The sequence below is a fragment of the Burkholderia sp. Ed8 genome, from assembly GCF_040761425.1.
GTDB classification, from domain to species: Bacteria; Pseudomonadota; Gammaproteobacteria; order Burkholderiales; family Burkholderiaceae; genus Burkholderia; species Burkholderia seminalis.
Genome location: NZ_CP142886.1, coordinates 793,873 through 815,768, shown reverse-complemented (window position 1 = coordinate 815,768; position 21,896 = coordinate 793,873). Strand labels below are relative to the sequence as shown.

Annotated in this window: 19 protein-coding genes and 1 pseudogene; 17 read left to right on the top strand and 3 right to left on the bottom strand. The window is 67.6% G+C overall.

The features are described from left to right. The first annotated feature begins 202 nt into the window (after window positions 1-202). The 4 genes from VXM69_RS17705 to VXM69_RS17690 all read left to right on the top strand — a co-directional run bounded on the left by VXM69_RS17705 (window position 203) and on the right by VXM69_RS17690 (window position 5,654). The gene (locus VXM69_RS17705; protein WP_034189185.1) at window positions 203-793 is read left to right on the top strand and encodes a fimbrial protein; all 591 of its coding nucleotides are present in this window, start codon (window positions 203-205) and stop codon (window positions 791-793) included. A gap of 52 nt (window positions 794-845) precedes the next feature. Further along, window positions 846-1,658: a fimbria/pilus periplasmic chaperone gene (locus tag VXM69_RS17700; protein ID WP_319001974.1), complete on the top strand. Its 813-nt coding sequence runs from the start codon at window positions 846-848 to the stop codon at window positions 1,656-1,658. A 200-nt stretch (window positions 1,659-1,858) separates the two neighbouring features. After that, window positions 1,859-4,489 carry a fimbria/pilus outer membrane usher protein gene (locus tag VXM69_RS17695; RefSeq protein WP_059558816.1) on the top strand — a complete coding sequence of 877 codons (2,631 nt, stop codon included), beginning with the start codon at window positions 1,859-1,861 and terminating at the stop codon, window positions 4,487-4,489. A gap of 37 nt (window positions 4,490-4,526) precedes the next feature. Next, the gene (locus tag VXM69_RS17690) at window positions 4,527-5,654 is read left to right on the top strand and encodes a fimbrial protein (protein WP_167361878.1); all 1,128 of its coding nucleotides are present in this window, start codon (window positions 4,527-4,529) and stop codon (window positions 5,652-5,654) included. A gap of 357 nt (window positions 5,655-6,011) precedes the next feature. Here VXM69_RS17690 and VXM69_RS17685 read toward each other — a convergent pair whose 3' ends face one another. After that, on the bottom strand, window positions 6,012-6,857 hold the full coding sequence (locus tag VXM69_RS17685) for a tetratricopeptide repeat protein (protein ID WP_367189962.1): 846 nt from the start codon (window positions 6,855-6,857) through the stop codon (window positions 6,012-6,014). An 8-nt stretch (window positions 6,858-6,865) separates the two neighbouring features. Continuing rightward, a pseudogene (locus VXM69_RS17680) lies at window positions 6,866-8,929 on the bottom strand (bifunctional 2',3'-cyclic-nucleotide 2'-phosphodiesterase/3'-nucleotidase); the annotation flags it as partial. Between the two features lie 258 nt (window positions 8,930-9,187). Between VXM69_RS17680 and VXM69_RS17675 the strand changes: the two are divergent. From VXM69_RS17675 to VXM69_RS17630, 10 genes are all read left to right on the top strand, one after another. Continuing rightward, window positions 9,188-10,381: an ABC transporter permease gene (locus VXM69_RS17675; RefSeq protein WP_226194153.1), complete on the top strand. Its 1,194-nt coding sequence runs from the start codon at window positions 9,188-9,190 to the stop codon at window positions 10,379-10,381. After that, a complete protein-coding gene (locus VXM69_RS17670) occupies window positions 10,378-11,292 on the top strand; it encodes an ABC transporter ATP-binding protein (protein WP_034189192.1) in 915 nt (304 codons plus the stop codon). The genes VXM69_RS17675 and VXM69_RS17670 overlap by 4 nt, the downstream gene beginning before the upstream one ends. Window positions 11,293-11,316: 24 nt before the next feature. Continuing rightward, window positions 11,317-12,246: an MlaD family protein gene (locus VXM69_RS17665; RefSeq protein WP_034189193.1), complete on the top strand. Its 930-nt coding sequence runs from the start codon at window positions 11,317-11,319 to the stop codon at window positions 12,244-12,246. Between the two features lie 83 nt (window positions 12,247-12,329). Further along, the gene (locus tag VXM69_RS17660; RefSeq protein WP_034189294.1) at window positions 12,330-12,953 is read left to right on the top strand and encodes an ABC-type transport auxiliary lipoprotein family protein; all 624 of its coding nucleotides are present in this window, start codon (window positions 12,330-12,332) and stop codon (window positions 12,951-12,953) included. A gap of 19 nt (window positions 12,954-12,972) precedes the next feature. Beyond that, entirely contained in the window at window positions 12,973-14,124 is a 1,152-nt protein-coding gene (locus VXM69_RS17655) for a VanZ family protein (RefSeq protein WP_049032354.1), read from the top strand. Between the two features lie 154 nt (window positions 14,125-14,278). Further along, the gene (locus VXM69_RS17650) at window positions 14,279-14,596 is read left to right on the top strand and encodes a ferredoxin (RefSeq protein WP_011694422.1); all 318 of its coding nucleotides are present in this window, start codon (window positions 14,279-14,281) and stop codon (window positions 14,594-14,596) included. Between the two features lie 13 nt (window positions 14,597-14,609). Next, window positions 14,610-15,254: an alpha/beta hydrolase gene (locus tag VXM69_RS17645; protein WP_049032355.1), complete on the top strand. Its 645-nt coding sequence runs from the start codon at window positions 14,610-14,612 to the stop codon at window positions 15,252-15,254. Window positions 15,255-15,883: 629 nt separating this feature from the next. Beyond that, window positions 15,884-17,194, top strand: a complete 1,311-nt coding sequence (locus tag VXM69_RS17640) for a D-alanyl-D-alanine carboxypeptidase family protein (RefSeq protein WP_034189196.1) — start codon at window positions 15,884-15,886, stop codon at window positions 17,192-17,194. 48 nt (window positions 17,195-17,242) lie between these two features. Beyond that, window positions 17,243-18,169, top strand: a complete 927-nt coding sequence (locus VXM69_RS17635; RefSeq protein ID WP_034189197.1) for a D-amino acid aminotransferase — start codon at window positions 17,243-17,245, stop codon at window positions 18,167-18,169. Then, window positions 18,169-18,477 carry a YbeD family protein gene (locus VXM69_RS17630; protein ID WP_034189198.1) on the top strand — a complete coding sequence of 103 codons (309 nt, stop codon included), beginning with the start codon at window positions 18,169-18,171 and terminating at the stop codon, window positions 18,475-18,477. Before VXM69_RS17635 ends, VXM69_RS17630 begins: the two co-directional genes overlap by 1 nt. On the opposite strand, the gene VXM69_RS17625 is transcribed toward VXM69_RS17630, so the two are convergent. After that, window positions 18,474-19,466: a transcriptional regulator GcvA gene (locus VXM69_RS17625; RefSeq protein ID WP_034189199.1), complete on the bottom strand. Its 993-nt coding sequence runs from the start codon at window positions 19,464-19,466 to the stop codon at window positions 18,474-18,476. The two genes, VXM69_RS17630 and VXM69_RS17625, sit on opposite strands and share 4 nt — an antisense overlap. A 102-nt stretch (window positions 19,467-19,568) precedes the next feature. Between VXM69_RS17625 and VXM69_RS17620 the strand changes: the two genes are divergently transcribed. From VXM69_RS17620 to lipA, 3 genes are all read left to right on the top strand, one after another. Further along, window positions 19,569-19,895, top strand: a complete 327-nt coding sequence (locus VXM69_RS17620) for a DUF2917 domain-containing protein (RefSeq protein WP_034189295.1) — start codon at window positions 19,569-19,571, stop codon at window positions 19,893-19,895. 84 nt (window positions 19,896-19,979) lie between these two features. Beyond that, window positions 19,980-20,726 carry a lipoyl(octanoyl) transferase LipB gene (gene lipB, locus VXM69_RS17615; RefSeq protein ID WP_367189961.1) on the top strand — a complete coding sequence of 249 codons (747 nt, stop codon included), beginning with the start codon at window positions 19,980-19,982 and terminating at the stop codon, window positions 20,724-20,726. Continuing rightward, window positions 20,719-21,711, top strand: coding sequence for a lipoyl synthase (gene lipA / locus VXM69_RS17610; RefSeq protein ID WP_034189201.1), 993 nt, complete (start codon window positions 20,719-20,721; stop codon window positions 21,709-21,711). The genes lipB and lipA overlap by 8 nt, the downstream gene beginning before the upstream one ends. Window positions 21,712-21,896: the final 185 nt, after the last annotated feature.

Genomic DNA, 21,896 nt, shown 5'->3' with positions numbered 1-21,896 from the left:
CGCTCATATGGGACATCAAACGAAAAACCTCAATATCGTACTTGTCCTATTTGAAAAGCAAATCAAATCGGTCGCGTCCAATTCGATAAATTGTCCGAAATTTCGATAATGGTCTTCGAATCGCGCTTCGTCATTTTTAGACACGAGCACCGAATGATGCATGCACGTTTCAAATCATCAACCATCGTTTGAGATCAATACCATGAAACTCGCAACCAGCACCAAGATCGTTTCGACCCTTCTGGCCGTGGCAGGCCTCGGCCTGGCATCGGCGGCCCACGCGGCGGACGGCACCATTACGTTCACCGGCAACGTTACCGCGGCGACCTGCAAGATCGACGGTACGGCCGCGGGCGCGACGTCGAACAAGTCGGTCGCCATGCCGACGGTCAGCTCGGGCTCGCTGAACGCCGCGGGCGCGGTCGCCGGCCGCACGGCCTTCGGCTTCAAGCTGACGGGCTGCGCGGTGGATAGCGACAATTCGAAGGGCAACCCGACGAAGGTCCAGGTCATGTTTGAAAACGCAACGAACGTGACGGCCGACGGCAAGCTGTCGCTCGACAAGGGCACGATCGAAGCGCCCGAAGCGAAGAACGTCGTCCTGCAGGTCCTGAACGACCAGCAAGCCCCGATCAAGGTCGGCGCGAACTCGCTGGACCAGAACTCGCAAGTCGTCTCGATCGGCGAGGACGGTACCGCCCAGCTGAACTTCTTCGCCGAATACCTGGCGACGGGCGCGGCGACCGGCGGTTCGGCCAATTCGAAGGTCCAGTACTCGCTCATCTACCAGTAAGTCTCGCGCTTGCTCCGGCCCGCTCGTTCGACGGGCCCGGGGCGGTGTGCCGATGCATGCCGCCCCGCGGGCCATCCCCTTGCCGCCCGTCGACATCAACGACCAGCACCCTTCGAGAGTTCACATGAACGTCATCAGAAAATCGCTCCAAACCGTCGCTCTGGCCACCGTCCTGATTGCTTCGCAAGCCTGCGCGAGCGTCGTGATCTCCGCGACGCGCGTCGTTTTTCCGAGCAACGAGCGCGAGATGACGATCAAGCTGACGAACGATGGTCCGGGGCCGGCGCTGATCCAGGCCTGGATCGACAAAGGTGACGCGCATGCGTCGCCGGAAGCCGTCGACGTGCCGTTCACGCTGACGCCGGCGATGTTCCGCATGGAGCCGAACAAGGGGCAAACCTTGCGGCTGCTGTATGCGAACGAGCCGCTGCCTGCCGACAAGGAATCGCTGTTCTGGCTCAACGTGCTGGAAATCCCCCCGAAGATCGCGAACGCCGAGCGCAACCAGCTTCAGGTCGCGTTCCGGACGCGCATCAAGATCATGTTCCGCCCGCAGAACCTGCCCGGCAGCGCGCAGAACGCGCCGGCGCAGGTCCGCTGGCAAGTCGCGCGCGGCACCGGCGGTCATTACGTGCTCAACGCGACCAATCCGACGCCCTACGTCGTCAACCTGGGCAGCGTGCAGCTTCAATCGAGCGGCCATCAATACGATGCGGGCGCGGGCTACGTCCTGCCGGGCGGCACCCAGGCCTTCCCGGTCCCGGACCTCAAGGCGCCGCCCGCGGCCGATGCGCGTGTCCGGTTCGGCAGCATCAACGACTGGGGCGCCTCGGCCAACCACGAGATGCCCGTTTCGATGCAATGACGCCGAGCCGGCTGCTCGCCGGCAGGGCTGCCTGACACAGCGCCTACTCGTGTAACGCGTCGTGCGTGATTGCGCAGGCGCGCGCCGCTTCATGGCCTTTTTGCCTCTCCCGGAGCGCCCTTGCCATCCGCGCCCATCGGGCGCCCATGTCCCGGCCCGTGTTTTCGATTTCAATCCGACGCAAATAGGAGTCCTCAGGAATGACATCGTCGATCCGACATCTTCGTCCGGATGAGACCCGATTGCCGCGGCTCAAGCCGATGTCTGTGCTGATGCTGTCCGCCCTTGCCGTCTGGTCGATCGACAGCCGCGCAAACACCGACACCGCGGTGCCCGCTGCCCGGGAAGCGTTACAGGTCGCGCAGATCGACGTCGCGCAGGCCCAGTTCGACCCCGACTTCCTGAGCAACGGCGCAGGCCAGGCAGTCGACATCACGCGCTTTGCGCGCGGCAACGTCACCGCGCCGGGTACCTACACCGTCGATCTCGTCGTCGGCGAGGACTGGGTCGGTCGATACGACATCGAATTCAAGGCCGCGCCCGGCACGCCGGACGCGCAGCCTTGCTTCGACGAGAAAACGCTGCGCCGTATCGGCATCGATTTCACGAAACTTCCCGCGCAAACCGTCAAGGCCGTCACGATCGACGGAGAATGCCGGCGTATCGGCCAGCTCGTGCCCGAGGCAAGCGCGTCGTTCGACTTCAGCGAGCAGCGCCTGACGCTCAGCATCCCGCAGGCGTCACTGGTACGCCGTGCGCGAGGCTATGTGAGCCCCGACCAGTGGGACGACGGCGTGCCTGTCGGCATGCTCGATTACAACCTGAACGTCTACAGTTCGAAGGTCAAGGGCAGCCGTGCGGACACGCAGGGTTATCTCGGGCTGAACAGCGGCGTCAATATCGGCAACTGGCACTTCCGCCACAATGGTTCGTACTCGTGGTCCGAGCGCGGCGGCAGCCGCTATCAGAACGTGTCGACCTACGTGCAGCGCGATCTGCCCGCGCTGTCGTCGCAACTCGTACTCGGCGAAACGTTCACGTCCGGCGAGCTGTTCGACTCGGCCCAGTTTCGCGGCGTACGGCTGTCGACCGACGACCGGATGCTGCCCGACTCGATGCGCGGCTACGCGCCCGTCGTACGCGGCGTCGCGAACAGCAACGCGAAGGTGACGATCCGCCAGAACGGCGTGACGCTGTACGAGACGACCGTCTCGGCCGGTCCGTTCGAGATCAACGACCTGTACCCGACCGGTTATGGCGGCGACTTGCGCGTGTCCGTCACCGAGGCGGACGGTTCCGTCCATACGTTCTCCGTCCCTTATGCGGCGGTTCCGCTGTCGCTGCGACCCGGTATCCAGCGCTACAGCTTCGTCGCGGGCGCGCTGCGCAACCAGCAGGGCACGAGCAACCCGCTGTTCGCGCAAGCCACCTATCAGCGCGGCCTGACGAACCTGCTGACCGGATACGGTGGCGTGACGGTTGCGGCCGGTTATACGGCGGCGATGCTGGGTGGCGCCTTCACTACGCGGGTCGGCGCGCTCGGTCTCGACTTCACGCAGGCCGTCACGTCGGTTCCCGGCGTGAAACGCTTCAGCGGCTCGAGCCTGCGGATCAGCTATTCGAAGTCCGTCGCATCGACTGGCACCGACGTATCGATCGCCGCATACCGCTACTCGACGAACGGTTATTTCAACCTCAACGACGCGATGAGCGCCCGCGACTCGGTCCGCAACGGCTATTCGGTCGACACCGTCTGGCGGCAGCGCAATCGCGCATCGCTGATGGTCAGCCAGCGCCTCGGCAAATCGGGCGGGCAATTGAGCCTGACCGCGTCGGCCGCCAGTTACTGGAACCGCTCGGGCTCGGACATCGACTACTCGGTCGGTTACAACAATTCGTTCCGGAATATCTCGTACAGCCTGTCCGCCACGCGCCAGCGCAATGTCGGCGGCAACATGAGCACGCTGTACTACGCCAGCGCGACGATTCCGTTCGGCAAGTCCGGCTCGACGATGCTGACCAGCAACCTGTCGCACGACACGCAAGGCCGCACGCAACTGCAATCGATGCTGTCCGGCTCGCTCGGCGTCGACAACGCGTTGTCGTACAGCGTCGCCGCGAACCACACGAACGGCCAGGGCAGCGCGAGCACCGACGGCAGCGGCAACGTCACATATCGCGCACGCTTCGCCGAGTTCAACGTCAGTGCCGGCGGCAGTTCGAACTACCGGCAGGGTTCGGTCGGCATTCGCGGCGCGGCGGTCGCGCACGGCGGCGGCATCACGCTGTCGCAACCGCTGTCGGAAACGTTCGCCATCGTCGAGGCCAAGGGCGCGGAGGGTGCACGGCTCACGAGCGCGTCGGGCGCGCGGGTCGACCACCGCGGTTACGCGATCGTGCCTTACCTCACGCCGTACAACATGAACACGGTCGAACTCGACCCGAAAGGCATCTCGATGGATGTCGAACTGAAGGAAACGAGTCAGCAGGTCGCGCCGCGCGCCGGCGCCGTGCCGCTGCTCAGGTTCGACACCGATACCGGGCGCGCCGCCGTGATCCAGGCGCGCCGGGCGGACGGCACGCCGCTGCCGTTCGGTGCGGCCGTGACCGACGATACCGGCAAGAGCCTCGGCGTCGTCGGCCAGGCCAGCAAGATCTTCGTGCGCGGCCTGAAGGACCAGGGCGAACTCACGGTGAAGTGGGGAGACGACGCCCGCTCGATCTGCCGCATCGAATACATGTTGCCGGTCAAGCAAGGCAACAACAAGCCGGCTTCCTTCGAGCCGATCAAGGGCGTATGCGGCGCGAAGACGCATGCCGCGGCGCTTTGATTCGCGGGTTACGCCCCCGCACCCTTCTGGAATCGATATGAAACGAGTACCGTTTGCATCGCCTCTCGCGTCGGCCCCCCTTCTGTTGCCGCGTGCAACATTCAATTTCCACGCGCCGGCGCCGCGTTTCATCAAGGCATTCGCTTTCTCGCTGCTCGCGATGCTTGCTCATCCCGCGTTTGCCGCCTGCCAGGCGAACTCGATGATCGTCACGCTTCCGAGTCCTCTCACGTTCAGTGGGCCGGCCGATGCGAACCCGCTCGGCGCGCAGATCGGCGGCTGGAGCGGTCAGGTCACGGACAAGCGGGCGTTCGACATCGCCAACTGTCCCGGCTGGACTGCCAATGCGGTTCCGCAGGATGCGCCGATCAACGGCCTCACGCATCAGTCCGACGGCGAGTCCTATCCGGTTTACCCGACGGGCATTCCCGGGGTCGGCTATGTCATCGGCATCAAGGATCCCAATGCGAGCAACTGGATCAGCGTCGCGCCGCCGCAAACGCAGACCTATCCGGCGCCTGGCACGACGACCGGTGGCGGACAAACGTCGTTGGGATTCACCACGCAGATCAAACTCATTGCGACAGGCCCGGTGCCGTCCGGCACGCATTTTTTCGCACCGCGAGTCGTGGCGAAAATGATCGCGCTGGACGGCAACAAGAAGCCCGTCGCCACACCGCTTTCGCTGACCCTCGGCGCGTTCACAGTCGAAGCCAAGAGCCGCGGATGCAAGGTCGTGCAGGGCGGGAACCAAGCGATCACGCTGCCGACCGTTGCCACCTATGCCTTCAAGGGCGTCGGCTCCACGGTGGGCGCGTCGAACCGGTTCACCATCGGCATTGCATGCGATCAGGACGTCGCGGTCTACGCGACCATGACGGACGTGAGCAATCCGTCCAATACCGGCAATACGCTCAGTCTCGGCCCGGACTCTTCCGCCGCGGGTGTTGGCTTGCGGTTGTACAAGCGCGACGAGACGCAGCCCATCATGTATGGTCCGGATTCGTCGCGGAAGGGCAACGTCAACCAGTGGCTGGTCGGCAATACCGCGTCCGGCGCTCAGATATTCACGATTCCGTTCGAGGTGAAGTACGTGCAGACGGACGCCAAGATCAGCCCCGGCAGCGTGAAGGCCAAGAGCAGCATCACGTTTTCCTATCAGTAAATCGGAACGCGCGGTACGTCGATGCCATGGTTAGTCATGGTGGACGCTTGTTGCCCGGGCGCCGCCCGCCGCAGCGAGTGGTGGCGGGCTCGCCTGCTATGACGTTGCGCTCTTCGGCAAGATCACCTGGCGCCAATGCGAGGGAAATGGACCCGGGGGAAGGGAGATCATGGATTCAACGAGGTGCCTTGGTGAGCGCGCTCGTGGCTGCGCACTGGTTCGCGACGCCATCGATCAGGCCGATATAGGCGGCATTGGTGCTTCGGCAAGAGACCGGCTGGCACCATCCGGCATCGATGGGTAACGTGCCAAGTAACGGAAAGCGACGGAACTGATGCGTCGCTTTCCGGGTTTTCGTCACGGCGCGACAACCGGATGCTTCAGCGCATGCGCGGTCTCGATCCACTGCGCGTGGAATTCATCCGCATCGGGCTTGAGCCCCAGCTCGCCGTTGCGATAGGCCATCGCGAGCGTCTGCACGGCCTCCGGCAGCTCGTGCTCGGCGGCGCGGCGATAGAGCGCCAGCGCGCGCGCGTCGTCGCGCGGCACGCCGCTGCCGTCGCGGTACGCGTTCGCGAGCATGAAATCCGCGGCCGGGATGTCCGCGCGCGACGCGATCTCGAACCAGTGCGCGGCCTGCACCAGATCGGCGGCGATGCCGTAGCCGCTGCGATAGATCAGCCCGAGGTAATACGCGGCGGCCGGGTCGCCCTGTCCGGCCGCCGCGCCGAGTAGCGCGCGGGCGCGTGCGTAGTCTTTCGGGATGTCGCTGCTGCCGAGCAGCAGCGCCTTGCCGAGGGCGAGCTGCGCGCGCCTCGCGGCCGGTGCGTCGGCCTTGCCGTCGGCCGTCGCGGCCGTTTCCAGCCAGCCGCGCCCCTCGTCGCGCAGCCCCGGTTCGCGTGCGTCGACGAGCGCGATGCCGAGCGCCGCCTGCGCGGCGCCCGAGCCGCGGCGCGCGAGCGTGCGCAATTGCGCCAGCGCGTGCGGCTCGGTGGCCTGCGTGACCATCGCCTGCCACTCGTCGAGCTGCGCGGCGCTCGGCGCGGGGCCGTTGCCGCGCAGGCCGGTCGCCGCGACGACGGCCGCGACGGTCACGGCCGCCGCCGCGAGCAGGGCGGCCGGCGGGAGTTTCGCGCGCAGCACGCGCCGCGCGGCGGCGGCGACGCCGGTTTCGGCAGGCCGCATCGTCCGGATCGGTTGCATCGGATGTCTCATTGCGTGAGGTCGATCTCGTAGGTCGCGAGGTTCTTGCCCGAGCCGTCGTCGGCCGCGACCTGCGTGATGCCGGTCAGGCCGGCCGCCGCTGCGTCGCCCAGGCGGTTCGGCGCGGACGCGAACTGCACGTGCGCGACCGAGCTCGCGAGCTTCGTGAAGCGCCAGCTGCGCTGCGCGCCGTCGGCCGCACGCGTGATCGCGGCGCGTTTCTTGATGAACGCGATCAGCACGTCGCGGTTCGCGTCGGGCGACGCGAAGATCGTCTTGCTGCCGTCGAGGCCCGGGAAGTTGCCGCCGCCGCTCGCGCGGTAGTTGTTGGTCGCGACGATGAACTGCGCGTTCGGATCGATCGGCGCGCCCTTGTACGTCAGGTTCTTGATGCGGCTGCCGACGGCCTGCGTGACGTCGATTTCATACGCGAGGTCGGCCGACGTGAACATGTCGAAGTTGTAGCCGGGGAAGGTGCTGACGAGGGGCTGCACGGTCGCCTTGGTCGGGTCGATCCGGTTGAAGCGCTTCGCGGCCGTCTCGAGCCAGTTCTTCACGTCGGCGCCGCTCACCTTCACCGCGTACACGGTGTTCGGATACAGGTACAGGTCGGCCGCGTTGTTGATCGCGAGCGCGCCCGGCGCGACATCGGTGTAGTCGGTGCCGCCGCCGAAGCCGCTCTTGAACGGCGCGCTGACCGACAGCACCGGCAGCGACGCGTACTGCGGCAGGTTCGCCTGCACGTAGGTCTTCACGTAGTCGGCCTGCGCCTCGTTGACGATCTGGATCGCGCCCGGATCGCCGACATCCGCGAAGTACGAGTTCATCCGGTAGTCGGTCGAGCCGATCGGCGTCTTCACGTAGTCGATCGTCGCCTGGTGCTCGGCGGCGATCGCGGCGGACACCGACGGATCGGGCGCGACGTAGCTCTTGTCGGCATTCTGGATCGACCGCGCCTCGACGGTCGTCTGCGACGGGTCGACGCTCCATGTCTTGCCGTCGAACTTCAGGCCGAGCTTGATCACGCCGAGGTGCTTGCCCCAGTAGTTGGCCATCACGGTCGGCACGCCGTTGACGGTGCCCTTGACCTTGTCGACGCCCGGCAGGGTGAACTGCGACACGGTGCTGTTCGCGTCCGGGAACACCTGGTGCGAGTGGCCGATCAGCATCGCGTCGATGCCCGTCACCTTCGACAGCCACCAGCTGCCGTTTTCCATCGTCGGCGAGTACGCGGAATTGTCGAGGCCGCCGTGCGAGATCGCGACGACGAGATCGGCGCCCTTCGCGCGCATTTCCGGAATGTACTTCTCGGCGGCTTCCTTCAGGCCGGTCGTGTAGACCTTGCCGTCGAGCCAGCGCTTGTCCCAGTTCATGATCGCGGGCGGCGTGAAGCCGATGATGCCGATCTTCACGGGCGCGCTGACCGTCCTGCCGTCCGGCGTCGTGGCCGTCACCGTCCGCGTCAGGATCGTGTACGGCGTGAACAGCGGCGCGTTGGTCTTCGCGCTGATCACGTTCGCGAGCACCTGCGGGAAGGTCGGGCCCGCGCACTTCTTCTGCTGGGCCGGCGCGGGCAGGCCGTCGACCTCGAACGTGTTGCCGGTCACCTGCGACAGGTACGGCAGCCCGTAGTTGAACTCGTGGTTGCCGATTCCGCCGCCGTCGAATTTGGCGGCGTTCATCACCTTGTAGATCGCGAGCGTCTGGTCGCAGCCGATCGGCTTCACGAGCGCCTGGTAGTCCGACAGCGCGGTGCCCTGGATCGTGTCGCCGTTGTCGAGCAGCAGCGTGTTCGGGTACTGCTTGCGCGCCTGCGCGATCAGCGTCGACACGCGCTCGAAACCGAGCGAATTGTCGGCGGCGAGCTTGAAATAGTCGTATGACAGCACGTTGGTGTGCAGGTCGGTCGTCTCGAGCAGCGCGAGCGTGGCCGTCGTGCCGACGGGCGTCTGGGCCTGCGGCTGTGACGGTTGCGTGGCGGTGACGTCGTCGCCGCCGCAGCCGGCGAGGGCGAAGGCGAGGCTGGCGAGCGCGGCGGCGGCCGGTACGTGGCGGCGGGAAAACGGGGGAAGCGCATCGGTTGTCCTGTTCGGTGTTCTGTTTTATGAAACGCGAGGGATGCAGCGAATGGCGGCGCGGCGCGCCGACGGCCTGATGTGCGGCGCGAGAGAGTATCGAAAGGAAACGTGACGGAAGAATGAAAGGTCGCGACGCCGGCAGCGGTCAACCGCCAACCGGCGGCCGGCATCGGGCCGCGGCAGACGGCGGCGCCGGGCTGGCCCGGACCGGGCGGCCGCGGCGGGGCGCCCCCGCCCGGCGCGGTCGCGGAAATCGTCACGTCGCGGCATCGGGCGGTTCGCTACAATGGCCGCTGTCATCCTTTTGCAAACAACCTGCCCTTGGACTTCGAGACTCCTCCCGGCCTCTCGGTCGACGCCGGCGGCCAGGGCCAGACGGTGCGCCTGTACGGCCAGTGGACCGCGCTCGCGCTCGCGCGCAATCGCGGCGCCGTGGCGCGCCGCATCGCGGGCATCGCCACCGGCCGCGTGAGCGAATGGGATCTGTCCGGCATCGAGCGGCTCGACCACGTCGGCGGCCAGGCGCTGTGGCGCGTATGGGGGCGCAAGCTGCCGGCCGGCGTCGCGCTGAGCGCCACGCAGCGCACGATCTTCGAGCGCATCGAACGGCTCGACAGCGGCCGCGAGGCGCCGGAGCGGCTCGTGCGCGTCGATCCCGTCACGCGGCTCGGCCAGGCGATCTTCGCGTTCGGCGAGCACCTGCAGGGCGGCATCGCGATGTTCGGCCTCGTGATCCTCGATGCGCTGTCGGTGCTGCGCCGCCCGCGGACGATGCCGTGGAAGGAAACCTCGGCGAACATCTACAGCGCCGGCGCGCAGGCGCTGCCGATCACCGCGCTCGTCGCGTTCCTGATCGGCATCGTGCTCAGCTACCTGTCCGCGCAGCAGCTGCAGATGTTCGGCGCGAACCGCTACATCGTGAACATCCTCGGGCTGTCGGTGATCCGCGAGCTCGGCCCCGTGCTGTCGGCGATCCTCGTCGCGGGCCGCTCCGGCTCGGCGATCACCGCGCAGATCGGCGTGATGCGCGTGACCGAGGAGCTCGACGCGATGCGCGTGATGGGCATCCCGCACGGGCTGCGGCTGATCCTGCCGCGCGTGCTCGCGCTCGGCATCGCGATGCCGCTGCTCGTGATGTGGACCAACATCATCGCGCTGACGGGCGGCGCGCTGGCCGCGAAGCTCGTGCTCGGGATCGACGTCAACTATTTCGTGCGCTCGCTGCCGGGCGTCGTGCCGATCGCGAACCTGTACATCGGCGTCGGCAAGGGCGTCGTGTTCGGCATGCTGATCGCACTGGTCGCGTGCCATTTCGGTTTCCGGATCAAGGCGAACTCGCAGAGCCTCGGCGAAGGCACGACCACGTCGGTCGTGTCGTCGATCACGGTCGTGATCCTCGCCGACGCGGTGTTCGCGATCCTGTTCCAGAACGTGGGGCTCGGATGAACGCATCGAACGAAACGACCGCGCATGCGGCGGCCATCGGCGCCGGGTCGGTCGGCCCGCGGCCGGCCGGGGAGGCCGACGCCGGCGACCTCGTGATCGAGGTGCGCAACCTGACCAAGCGCTACGGGCGCAACATCATTCACCAGAAGCTCGACTTCGACGTGCGGCGCGGCGAGATCGTGTCGATCGTCGGCGGCTCGGGCTCCGGCAAGACGACGCTCGTGCGGCAGATCCTTGGCCTCGAGCGGCCGACGTCGGGCACGATCAAGGTATTCGGCGAGGATACGGCGACGATCGACGACGCGAGCGCGCGGATGATGCGCACGCGCTCGGGAATGCTGTTCCAGCAGGGCGCGCTGTTCTCGTCGATGACGGTGTTCGACAACGTCGCGCAGCCGCTGCGCGAGCTTGGCCGCGTGCCGCCGGACCTGCTGCACGACATCGTGATGCTGAAGCTCGAGATGGTCGGCCTGCCGTGCAAGCACGCGTCGAAGATGCCGGCCGCGCTGTCGGGCGGGATGGTGAAGCGGGTCGGCATCGCGCGCGCGATCGCGCTCGAGCCCGAGCTGCTGTTCCTCGACGAGCCGACGGCCGGCCTCGATCCGCAGGCGTCGGACGAATTCGTCGAACTGATCGCGACGCTGCACCGCACGCTGGGGCTGACCGTCGTGATGGTGACGCACGATCTCGACACGATGGTCGCGCTGTCGACCCGCGTCGCGGTGCTGGCCGACCGCAAGGTGCTGGTCGCCGCGCCTGTCGAGGAGGCCGCGAACGTCGACCATCCGTTCATTCACGAATATTTCCTGGGGCTGCGCGGGCGCCGCGCATTGCAGGCGCTGCCGCCCGAGCGGCGCGCGAAGCTGCCGAAGGCGGCCCTCGAACCGGCGCTGTCGAGCGTCGAGTTGTAACAGGCAAGGACAAGGAACCCTCTGATGGAAAACAAATCACATGCGTTCTGGGCCGGCCTGTTCACGATCGCGCTGACGCTCGCGATCGCGGGCACCGTGTTCTGGTTCAACGTCGACCGCACCGTGCGCGTGCCGTACGACCTGCTCGCGCGCACCAACGTGACGGGGCTGTTCCCGGACGCGGCCGTGCGTTTTCGCGGCCTCGACGTCGGCAAGGTGCAGTCGATCGGTTTCGACCGCACGCATCCGGGCCAGATCCGGATCCGCATCCTCGTCGACCACGACGCGCCGATCACGCAGTCGACCTACGGCAGCCTCGGCTTCCAGGGGGTGACGGGCATCGCGTTCGTGCAGCTCGAGGATACGGGGCGCGACCTGGCGCCGCTGCCGTCGTCGGCGAAGTCGATCGCGCAGATCCCGATGCGGCCGAGCCTGTTCGACCAGATCCAGGAGCGCGGCGACGTGCTGCTGCGCCAGCTCGAGCTGGCGGCCAAGAGCGCGAACGCGCTGATGTCGCCCGAGATGCGCGAGCAGTTGCGTGCGACGGCAGAGAGCCTGCAGCACGCGGCCGACGGCGCGGCGACGCTGACGAAGCAGCTCGGCCCGGCGGTCACCGCGCTGCCGGAGACGATGCACGAGGTGAATCGCGCGATGGCGTCGGCGAACACGCTGCTGCAGCCGAACGGGCCGCTGGTGTCGAACCTGAACAAGGCCGGTACGGCCGCCGAGCAGGTCGGCGTCGCGCTGAACGACCTGAACGCGCGCGTGCAGTACGACACGCTGCCGCGCTTCAATTCGCTGGCCGGCAGCGTCGGCGACGCGTCGCGGCAATTGAAGGACGTGGCCGGTGAACTCGGCCGCAACCCGCGCAGTCTGTTGTTCGGTTCGCCCGGCGCGGCGCCGGGGCCCGGCGAAGCGGGCTTCGTCTGGCCCGGTGCGACCGCCGGGAAATGAAGCGCGCATCCATCGACCGTCCGGCCGGAAACGGCCGGGCCATGACGCCCATCGAAACCGGAAACCTCATGCAGGAACATGCCATGCCACGAATCCTTGACCGCGCGCTGCGTCCCGCCGCGGCCGCGCTTGCCGTGCTGACGCTCGCGCTGGCGGCCGGCTGCGCCGGCAACAGCGCGGTGCTGTCGAATGTTCGCTACGACCTCGGGCCACCGTCGTCGGTCGTGACGGCCGGTTCGGGCCCCGCGCTGAAGGTGCTCGACGTCGTCGCGCCCGACGCGCTCGACTCGGACAAGTTCGCGTACCGCCTTGCCTACGCGGATGCGCAGCACGTGGCCGCCTATCGCGACAGCCGCTGGACCGCGCCGCCCGCGCAACTGCTCACGCAGCGGCTGCGCGGCGCGCTGTCGTCGCGCGGCGCGGTGCTCGAAGGGGCCGACGGCGTGCGCGCGCCGACTCTCAAGGTCGACCTGAACGAATTCGAACAGGTGTTCGACGGGCAGTCGCAGAGCCACGGCGCGGTGACCGCGCGCGCGACGCTGACGCTCGACGGCAAGGTGCTCGGCCAGCGCACGTTCGTCGCGCGGGCACCGTCGAGCACGCCGGACGCCGCAGGCGGCGCGCGCGCGCTCGCGGCGGCGAGCGACGAGCTCGTGTCGCAGATCGCCGCATGGGCCGGCATGCAGGCGTACGCGGGCACGCCGTGACGCGACCCGCGCAGCCGCGATGAACGCGACCGGCACGCATCGCGCATCGCCGCTCGCGCGGCAGGCCTTCGCCGCTTACGCGGCGCTCGTCGTCTACGCGTCGCTGTATCCGTTCGACGGCTGGGTGTCGCTCGGCATCGGGCCGTTCGATTACCTGTTCGCACCGATGCAGCGCTACGTGACCGCCTTCGACGTGGTCACGAACGTGCTCGGCTATCTGCCGTTCGGCGCGCTCGGCGTGCTCGCGCTGCACCCGCGCTGGCGCGGCGTGGCCGCGACGCTGATCGCGGGTGCGCTCGGCGTGCTGCTGTCCGGTTCGATGGAAGCGCTGCAGACCTACCTGCCGACGCGCGTCGCGTCGAATCTCGATCTCGGCGCCAACGCGCTCGGCGCATTGCTGGGCGCGGCGCTCGTCGCGCCGGCCACGGGCGCGCTGCTCGACCGCGGCGCGCTGCGCCGGCTGCGTTTCGCGTGGTTCGAGGCCGACGGCGCGACACCGCTGCTGCTGGCCGCGCTGTGGCCGTTCGCGATCCTGTTTCCGTCGCCGTTCCTGTTCGGCATCGGCGACTGGCCGGCCGCGCTGTGGGAACGCGCCGACGCGTCGATGCAGGACGCGCTGCTCGCGTGGCTGCCGGCCGCGTGGCGCGTCAGCGAATGGCCGGAGCGGGTCGACGGCTGGCTGTCCGATTCCGCGTGGGAGGCCGTGCTCGGCGGGCTGATGCTGTTCGCCGCGCTGGCGATCGCGTCGCTCGCGATGCGGCCGCGCGCGCCGCGCATCCGGCTGCTGGTCGCGCTGGTCGTCGTCACGCTCGTGCTGAAGGCGGCCGCGACGTTCATGCAGTCGGCCACCGGCCTCGTCGTCGTGTGGGCGACGCCCGGCGCGCGGCTCGGCATCGAGCTCGGCTTCGCCGCCGCGCTCGTCGCGCTGCGCGTGCCGCAGACCTGGCGCGCGGCGCTCGCGGCGCTGGCGCTGCTGGCCGGCGTGGCACTCGTGAACCTGCTGCCGGTCAACCCGTTCTTCGACTTCACGCTGTCGGGCTGGCGGCAGGGCCGCTACGTGCACTTCAACAGCATCGCGCGCTGGCTCGCGTGGATCTGGCCCTATGCGGCGCTGATCTGGCTCGGCCAGCGCGTCGAGCATGCTTGGCTGCCGGGCGCGCTGCGCCGCTGACCGGGCCGCCGGGGTGGGGCGGCAGCGGCGCTTGCGCGGGCAGCCGCGTGCGCCGGTCGCTATAATCGTCCGCATCCTCCGTTGCCTCCCGCGCAACGGCAATCCATCGCCCTTCTTTTCGGCACGGCGTCGCGCCGGGCCGCTCGTCACCACCATGGATTCCTACTACCAGCACCACGTCTTTTTCTGCCTGAACCAGCGCGAACCGGGCGCCGAACGTCCGAGCTGCGCGCAATGCGATGCGCAGACCATGCAGGAGTACGCGAAAAAGCGCGTGAAGGAACTCGGCCTCGCGGGGCCCGGCAAGGTTCGCATCAACAAGGCCGGCTGCCTCGACCGCTGCGAGGAAGGGCCCGTGATGGTCGTGTATCCGGAAGGCACGTGGTACACGTACGTCGACCAGGCCGACATCGACGAGATCGTCGAATCGCACCTGCGCGACGGCAAGGTCGTCGACCGCCTGAAGATCTGAGCGGGCCGGCCGAATGAACGTACATACGCAGAAATCGCTGATCGCGGGTCCGGTCGGGCAGATCGAAATCGCGGTCGACCTGCCGGATGCCGTGCGCGAAAGCGGCGCCGCGCCGCGCGGCATCGCGCTCGTCGCCCATCCGCATCCGCTGTTCGGCGGCACGATGGACAACAAGGTCGCGCAGACGCTCGCGCGCACGCTCGTGCAGCTGAACTACGTCGTCTACCGGTCGAACTTCCGCGGCGTCGGCGCCACCGAAGGCGTGCACGACAACGGCGCCGGCGAAGCCGACGACCTGCTCGCGGTGCTCGCGCACATGCGCGCGCAGCCCGCGTACGCGGACCTGCCGCTCGTGCTCGCGGGCTTCTCGTTCGGCACCTTCGTGCTGTCGCACGTCGCGAAGCGGCTGCGCGACGCGGGCGAGTCGATCGAGCGGATGGTGTTCGTCGGCACGGCCGCGAGCCGCTGGCAGGTGGCCGACGTGCCCGAGAACACGCTCGTGATCCACGGCGAAACCGACGACACGGTGCCGATCGCGTCGGTGTACGACTGGGCGCGGCCGCAGGAGCTGCCGGTCGTCGTGATCCCCGGCGCCGAGCATTTCCTGCATCGCAAGCTGCACGTGCTGAAGCGCATCATCGTCGACGCGTGGCGGTAACCGGCGCCCGCGCGCGGGGGTGACGGCCGCAGGCCGGTGCCCGCAGCGCTTGCCCGCGCTTGCCGCGGGCGCGACCCGCCCGCGCGGCATCGCGCCGCACGCGGCGCTCGCTTCGACTTGCACGCCGCCTGCACGCGCCTTTCGAGGGGCTTCACGCGCGATCGCCTACGGCAGCTGCCCGAGGCCGAGGCGCGCTGCCCGCCGACGGGTCGGGGCTCGACTTCCGCCGCCCTCGATGTGCCGTCTTTCCGCATCCGTGGCGGCATCGCCAGGTGCCCCGACGCGGCCGGGCAGCGCGCCGGTTTGCGCGATGCCGCGAGCGCGAGTCGGCCGGGACATCGACACCGTTTCGCACCGAACGCGACACAAGGTTCGCGAAAACGCCCTGCGCGGCCACGTATAATGGCCGGATTCCGCGTCGCCCGCGGCCCGGCTGGGCCCATGCGGCGCTCGTTTCGCCGCCTGTCCGCCCGCTCGCGACGGCCGCGAACCGAACGCGTCCGCACGAGTCCAACCGGCGCGTTTCGCGCCGCCCGACGCTGTCGGGCGCGTGCCCGGAACGCCCGCCGCCTTGCCGTTCAACCCTGCGCGTTTCGCACCGCACTTTCTGCCATCAGCCTGAATCGATCATGCGTCTGTCTTCCCAAGGCCTCAAGTCCCTCGCTTCCTCCATCGCCTTCGGCACCGCCGCGCGCAACGTCGCGCTCGGCGTGATGCTGCCCGTCGCGCTCGCATCGACGATCGTCGTCGCCGAGGCGAAACCGGCCGCCAAGGCCAAGGCCGCGCATGCGGCGCCGGCCGCCGAGCAGTTCACCGGCGCGCCCGCGACCTACATGCCGGGCGCGGTGCCGCCGCCGGGCGTGAACGCGCGCTCGTGGGTGCTCGTCGACGCGACCAGCAACACGGTGCTTGCATCGGGCAATGCGGACGAACGCGTCGAGCCGGCCTCGCTGACGAAGCTGATGACCGCGTACCTCGTGTTCGAGGCGCTCGACAAGAAGAAGATCTCGATGGAACAGATCGTCACGCCGAGCGACGCCGTGCGCCGCGTCGGCCGCGACGAGTCGCGCATGTTCATCGAGGCGAACAAGCCGGTGTCCGTGCATGACCTCGTGTACGGGATGATCATCCAGTCGGGCAACGACGCCGCGATCGCGCTGGCCGAACTCGTCGGCGGCAGCGAAGGGCAGTTCGTCACGCTGATGAACGACGAAGCGCAGCGCCTCGGCATGAAGGGCACGCACTTCGCCGACGTGAACGGCATGCCCGACCCGAACCACTACACGACGGCCGGCGACCTCGCGAAGCTGTCCGCGCACCTGATCCGCGATTTTCCGCAGTACTACAGCATCTTCTCGGAGAAGGAATTCAAGTACAACAACATCCGCCAGGGCAACCGCAACCGCCTGCTGTGGCTGGATCCGACGGTCGACGGCCTGAAGACGGGCCATACGCAGGCGGCCGGCTACTGCCTGATCGCATCGGCGAAGCGCGCGATTCCGGGCGTCGACGGCCAGCGCCGCCTGGTGTCGGTGATGATGGGCGAGCAGAAGGAAGGCGAGCGCACGCAGGACAGCATGAAGATGCTGAACTACGGCTACAGCGCGTTCGATTCGGTGCGCCTGTTCAAGGGCGGCCAGGCGATCTCGACGCCGCGCCTCTACAAGGGCAAGGAAAACACCGTGCAGGTCGGCGTGAAGAGCGACCAGTGGGCGACCGTGCCGCGCGGCCTCGGCGACAAGGTCAAGACGGAGGTCGACGTCAACGCGCCGCTGATCGCGCCGCTCGCGGAAGGCCAGCAGGTCGGCACCGTGAAGATCGTCGCCGACGGCAAGACGCTGTCCGAATTCCCGGTCGTCGCACTGCAGGCGGTGCCGGAAGCGGGTATCTTCGGGCGTATCTGGGACTCGATCCTGCTGATGTTCAGCAAGAAGAAGTAAGCCCGACGGGCCTTTGTTTTCACGACTTCATCCCCATCTGTCATCACTATGAGCCAAGCCGAATTCGAACCGATCGTCTACCTCAGCGTTGCGTCGCAGGAGGAACTGGTGCCGCTGTCCGAAGCCCGTGTGCCGGTGCTCGACCGCGGGTTCATCTTCGGCGACGGCGTGTATGAAGTCGTGCCCGTTTATGCGCACGACGGCGCGCACGTGCCGTTCCGGATCGATCAGCATCTGGAGCGGCTCGCGCGCAGCCTGAAGAAGATCGGCATCGACGATCCGCACGACGCGGCCGGCTGGCGCGCGCTGATCGAGCGCGTGGTCGCGGCGAATGCCGAAGGCCTCGGCGACGGCAACGCGCTCGTCTACCTGCAGGTGACGCGCGGCGTCGCGAAGCGCGGCCATGCGTTCCCGGCGAACGCGGTGCCGACGGTGTTCGCGATGACGAGCCCGCTGCGCCTGCCGTCGGAAGAGGAGCGCGCGAAGGGCGTGCGCTGCGTGACGGCCGAGGATCGCCGCTGGCTGCATTGCGACATCAAGTCGATCTCGCTGCTCGGCAACGTGCTGATGGCGCAGCATGCGGCGGAGCGCGACGCGTTCGAGACGCTGCAGCTGCGCGACGGCAACCTGACCGAAGGTTCGTCGTCGAACGTGTGGATCGTGAAGAACGGCGAGCTGATCGCACCGCCGCGCAGCAACAAGATCCTCGAAGGGATCCGCTACGCGCTGGTCGAGCAGCTGGCCGACGAATGCAAGATCCCGTTCGTCGCGCGCGAGATCAGCGAAGTGGAGTTGCGCGCGGCCGACGAGATCATGATCACGTCGGCCACGAAGGAAGTGCTGCCCGTCACGTTGCTCGACGACCTGCCCGTCCAGGGCGGCAAGCCGGGCCCCGTGTTCGCGGCGTTGTACGACGCGTACCAGCGTGCGAAGGCACGCGAGTTTGAACAGTTTGACCTAACCCGGAGAAAGTGATGAGCGAACCGACCAAAACCATCGAGGTGACCGGCGCGATCGATACCCGGAAGGAGTCGCTGCTGGAGTTTCCGTGCGATTTCCCGATCAAGATCATGGGCAAGGCGCATCCGGAGTTCAAGGACACGATCTTCAAGGTCGTGGCCGTTCACGACAACGAGATCGATGTCGAGAAGATCGAGGAGCGCGCGTCGAGCGGCGGCAATTACACGGGCCTCACGATCACCGTGCGCGCGACGAGCCAGGAGCAGCTCGACAGCATCTACCGCGCACTGACCGGCCATCCGATGGTCAAGGTCGTTCTTTAAGCGCCTTCCAGCCGCCTGAGCGCTTTCCATCCTCCTTCCCGCGCGCACTCGGCGGGGGTCTTCCCCGCCGCGCGCCGCGCGTCCAGCTCGTCGCACAGCCGCTTGTATTCCACGACCTGCTCGAACAGCCAGGTCCTGAACGCCTGCACGCGCGGCGTGTTCAGAAGCGGCGGCGGGCACACGAAAAAATAGTGCCACGGGCTCTGCCCGTCGATGTCGAACAGGCGCACGATGCGCCCGTCGAGCAGGTCGTGTACCGCGAGCGAGCGGCGTACCAGCGCGATGCCCTGGCCGTCGATCGCGGCCAGCAGCAGGTTCGACGAATCCTGGTACAGCACCCCCCGTTTCGGCTCGGTCAGCGTATCGAGCCCGGCCGCGTCGAACCACGGCCGCCACAGCTCGTCGTCCGAGCGCAGCAGATTGTAGTGGACGAGATCGGCGGGCGTTTGCGGCAGCTTGCCGCCGTTCAGCGTCGGCGCACAGGCCGGAAAGAACACCTCCTCGAACAGCGGCTCGACGTGCAGCCCCGGATAGGTGCCGGAGCCGAAGCGGATCGCGAGGTCGACGTCGTCGCGCGCGAAATCGGTGAGCGAGTTGGTCGACTGCAGCTCGACGTCGATTTCCGGATGCCGCTCGATGAACGAGCCGATGCGCGGCGTGATGAAGCGCGCGGCGAACGACGACAGCATCGACACGACGAGCCGCCGGTCGCGGTCGCTCGAGCGCACCTCGCGCGTCGCGTCCGCGATCACCATCAGCGCGGTGCGGATCTGCTGCGCGTAGCGCATGCCGGCGTCGGTCAGGCACAGCCGCTTGCCGTTGCGTGTGAACAGCTGCACGCCGAGCTCCTCCTCGAGTGCGCGAACCTGGTGGCTGACCGCGCCGTGCGTGACGTACAGCTCGTCGGCGGCGCGCGAGAAATTCTCGTGACGGGCGGCGGCTTCGAACGCGCGAATCGCATTCAGCGCAGGCAGCTGGCGGAGGTCCATTTGCTAATTTTCCTCACATCGACGTGAAAATTGGTCGTTTTGTCGGACGCCTTGAAGTGTCTACGATTGTAGCCATCGAAGCACTTATTGGCGGAGTCGATCATGCAAGAAATCTCTTCAAGCATCACGTTCGAAATCCCGGCGGGCGAAACCGTACCGATGAAGGTACAACGCAGCACGCGGCTGATCGTTCAATGCGGGCCGGTCTGGGCCACGCGCAGCAACGACGTCGACGACTACTTCCTGGTCGACGGCGAGACGCTGAAGCTGCGCCGCGGCGAGCGGCTGTGGCTCAGCGCGGAAGGCCGCGAGGGCGCGTGCGTCGCGTTCTCGGTGTCGCGGCCGCCCCGGGAGGTCGCGCTCGGCGGGCTGGCACGGCTGCGCGAACGCGTGAGCGCGCTGTTCCACGACGGCTGGCGCACGGTCTGACCTGCATGTCGTCCGACGGATACCGGCGATCCGTCCCCGTCCCAAGGCCGGCGAGACCCATGGGTTTTCGGTAAACTACCGTCCATGTCCGTTTCGCCGGTTTACATCGTGTCCACCCCTGTCGCCGTTTCCGCATCGCCCGCCGATTCCCCGGCCCAGCCGGTCACCGTGCGCTGGCGGGGCCTCGAGGCCTACGAGACGAGCTTCGACGCGATGCGCGCGTTCACCGACGTGCGTACGGCCGATACCGGCGACGAGATCTGGGTGGTCGAGCATTCGCCCGTCTACACGCTCGGCCAGGCCGGCGACCCGGCCCACCTGCTGGTGGCCGACAGCGGCGTGCCGCTCGTGAAGGTCGACCGCGGCGGACAAATCACCTACCACGGCCCCGGCCAGATCGTCGTCTACCTGCTGCTGGACCTGCGCCGGCGCAAGCTGATGGTGCGCACGCTCGTGACGAAGATCGAGGAGGCCGTGATCGAAACCCTCGCGGCGTATAATCTCGCTTCGGTCCGCAAGGCGGGCGCGCCGGGGATCTACGTGGCATCCGGCGTGCACGAGGGCGCGAAAATCGCGGCCCTCGGCCTGAAGATCCGCAACGGCTGCAGCTATCACGGGCTCAGCCTGAACGTGAAGATGGATCTGCGCCCGTTTCTTGCGATCAACCCGTGCGGCTATGCCGGACTGGAAACCGTCGACATGGCGAGCCTCGAGGTTGCCGCCGACTGGAACGACGTCGCGCACACGCTGGTGCGCCGTCTGATCGCCAACCTCGACGGCGCATCCGCGGCCGCCGACAAGCCGCAGGCACTGGAACAATCGAATGACTGACGTTACCGCTTCTCCCGCACCGGCCGATTCGGCCGCCACCGCTGCCTACGATCCGACCGCCAAGCAGAAGGCGCAGGCGAAGACGGCGCGCATCCCGATCAAGGTCATTCCGATCGAGAAGCTGAAGAAGCCCGAGTGGATCCGCGTGAAGGCGGCCACCGGCAGCTCGCGCTTCAACGAGATCAAGACGATCCTGCGCGAGCACAACCTGCACACCGTGTGCGAGGAAGCGAGCTGCCCGAACATCGGCGAATGCTTCGGCAAGGGCACCGCGACGTTCATGATCATGGGCGACAAGTGCACGCGCCGCTGCCCGTTCTGCGACGTCGGCCACGGCCGCCCCGATCCGCTCGACGCCGACGAACCGAAGAACCTCGCGCGCACGATCGCCGCGCTGAAGCTCAAGTACGTGGTGATCACGAGCGTCGACCGCGACGACCTGCGCGACGGCGGCGCCGCCCACTTCGTCGAGTGCATCCGCGAAGTGCGCGAGCAGTCGCCGGAAACGCGCATCGAGATCCTGACGCCGGACTTCCGCGGCCGTCTCGACCGCGCGATCTCGATCCTGAACGCCGCACCGCCCGACGTGATGAACCACAACCTCGAAACGGTGCCGCGCCTGTACAAGGAAGCGCGCCCGGGTTCGGACTACGCGCACTCGCTGAAGCTCCTGAAGGACTTCAAGGCGCAGCATCCGGACGTCGCGACGAAGTCGGGCCTGATGGTCGGCCTCGGCGAGACGGAGGAGGAAATCCTGCAGGTGATGCGCGACCTGCGCGCGCACGACGTCGACATGCTGACGATCGGCCAGTACCTGCAGCCGTCCGAGCACCACCTGCCGGTGCGCGCGTACGTGCATCCGGACACGTTCAAGATGTACGAGGAAGAGGCGTACAAGATGGGCTTCACGCACGCGGCCGTCGGCGCGATGGTGCGGTCGAGCTATCACGCCGATCTGCAGGCGCACGGGGCCGGCGTGGTCTGAGCGCCGCGTTCGCGCAGCAGTCTCATGCAGTCGAAACAAGCCCGCAGCGATGCGGGCTTTTTCGTTGCCGCGCCGGCCGTCCGTGCTGCCGCACGGCAATCGCCACCGGACCGGACATGCGATCCGGTCGAACGTGGAAAGCAAAGCTGAAACGGCATCGATAGCTTCGCAGGATAAGTTCGCTC

Coding starts and splice junctions, on each gene's coding strand:
- VXM69_RS17705 (WP_034189185.1), top strand. CDS start 203: ATGAAACTCGCAACCAGCACCAAGATCGTTTCGACCCTTCTGGCCGTG.
- VXM69_RS17700 (WP_319001974.1), top strand. CDS start 846: ATGCATGCCGCCCCGCGGGCCATCCCCTTGCCGCCCGTCGACATCAAC.
- VXM69_RS17695 (WP_059558816.1), top strand. CDS start 1,859: ATGACATCGTCGATCCGACATCTTCGTCCGGATGAGACCCGATTGCCG.
- VXM69_RS17690 (WP_167361878.1), top strand. CDS start 4,527: ATGAAACGAGTACCGTTTGCATCGCCTCTCGCGTCGGCCCCCCTTCTG.
- VXM69_RS17685 (WP_367189962.1), bottom strand. CDS start 6,857: ATGCAACCGATCCGGACGATGCGGCCTGCCGAAACCGGCGTCGCCGCC.
- VXM69_RS17670 (WP_034189192.1), top strand. CDS start 10,378: ATGAACGCATCGAACGAAACGACCGCGCATGCGGCGGCCATCGGCGCC.
- VXM69_RS17665 (WP_034189193.1), top strand. CDS start 11,317: ATGGAAAACAAATCACATGCGTTCTGGGCCGGCCTGTTCACGATCGCG.
- VXM69_RS17660 (WP_034189294.1), top strand. CDS start 12,330: ATGCCACGAATCCTTGACCGCGCGCTGCGTCCCGCCGCGGCCGCGCTT.
- VXM69_RS17655 (WP_049032354.1), top strand. CDS start 12,973: ATGAACGCGACCGGCACGCATCGCGCATCGCCGCTCGCGCGGCAGGCC.
- VXM69_RS17650 (WP_011694422.1), top strand. CDS start 14,279: ATGGATTCCTACTACCAGCACCACGTCTTTTTCTGCCTGAACCAGCGC.
- VXM69_RS17645 (WP_049032355.1), top strand. CDS start 14,610: ATGAACGTACATACGCAGAAATCGCTGATCGCGGGTCCGGTCGGGCAG.
- VXM69_RS17640 (WP_034189196.1), top strand. CDS start 15,884: ATGCGTCTGTCTTCCCAAGGCCTCAAGTCCCTCGCTTCCTCCATCGCC.
- VXM69_RS17635 (WP_034189197.1), top strand. CDS start 17,243: ATGAGCCAAGCCGAATTCGAACCGATCGTCTACCTCAGCGTTGCGTCG.
- VXM69_RS17630 (WP_034189198.1), top strand. CDS start 18,169: ATGAGCGAACCGACCAAAACCATCGAGGTGACCGGCGCGATCGATACC.
- VXM69_RS17625 (WP_034189199.1), bottom strand. CDS start 19,466: ATGGACCTCCGCCAGCTGCCTGCGCTGAATGCGATTCGCGCGTTCGAA.
- VXM69_RS17620 (WP_034189295.1), top strand. CDS start 19,569: ATGCAAGAAATCTCTTCAAGCATCACGTTCGAAATCCCGGCGGGCGAA.
- lipB (WP_367189961.1), top strand. CDS start 19,980: ATGTCCGTTTCGCCGGTTTACATCGTGTCCACCCCTGTCGCCGTTTCC.
- lipA (WP_034189201.1), top strand. CDS start 20,719: ATGACTGACGTTACCGCTTCTCCCGCACCGGCCGATTCGGCCGCCACC.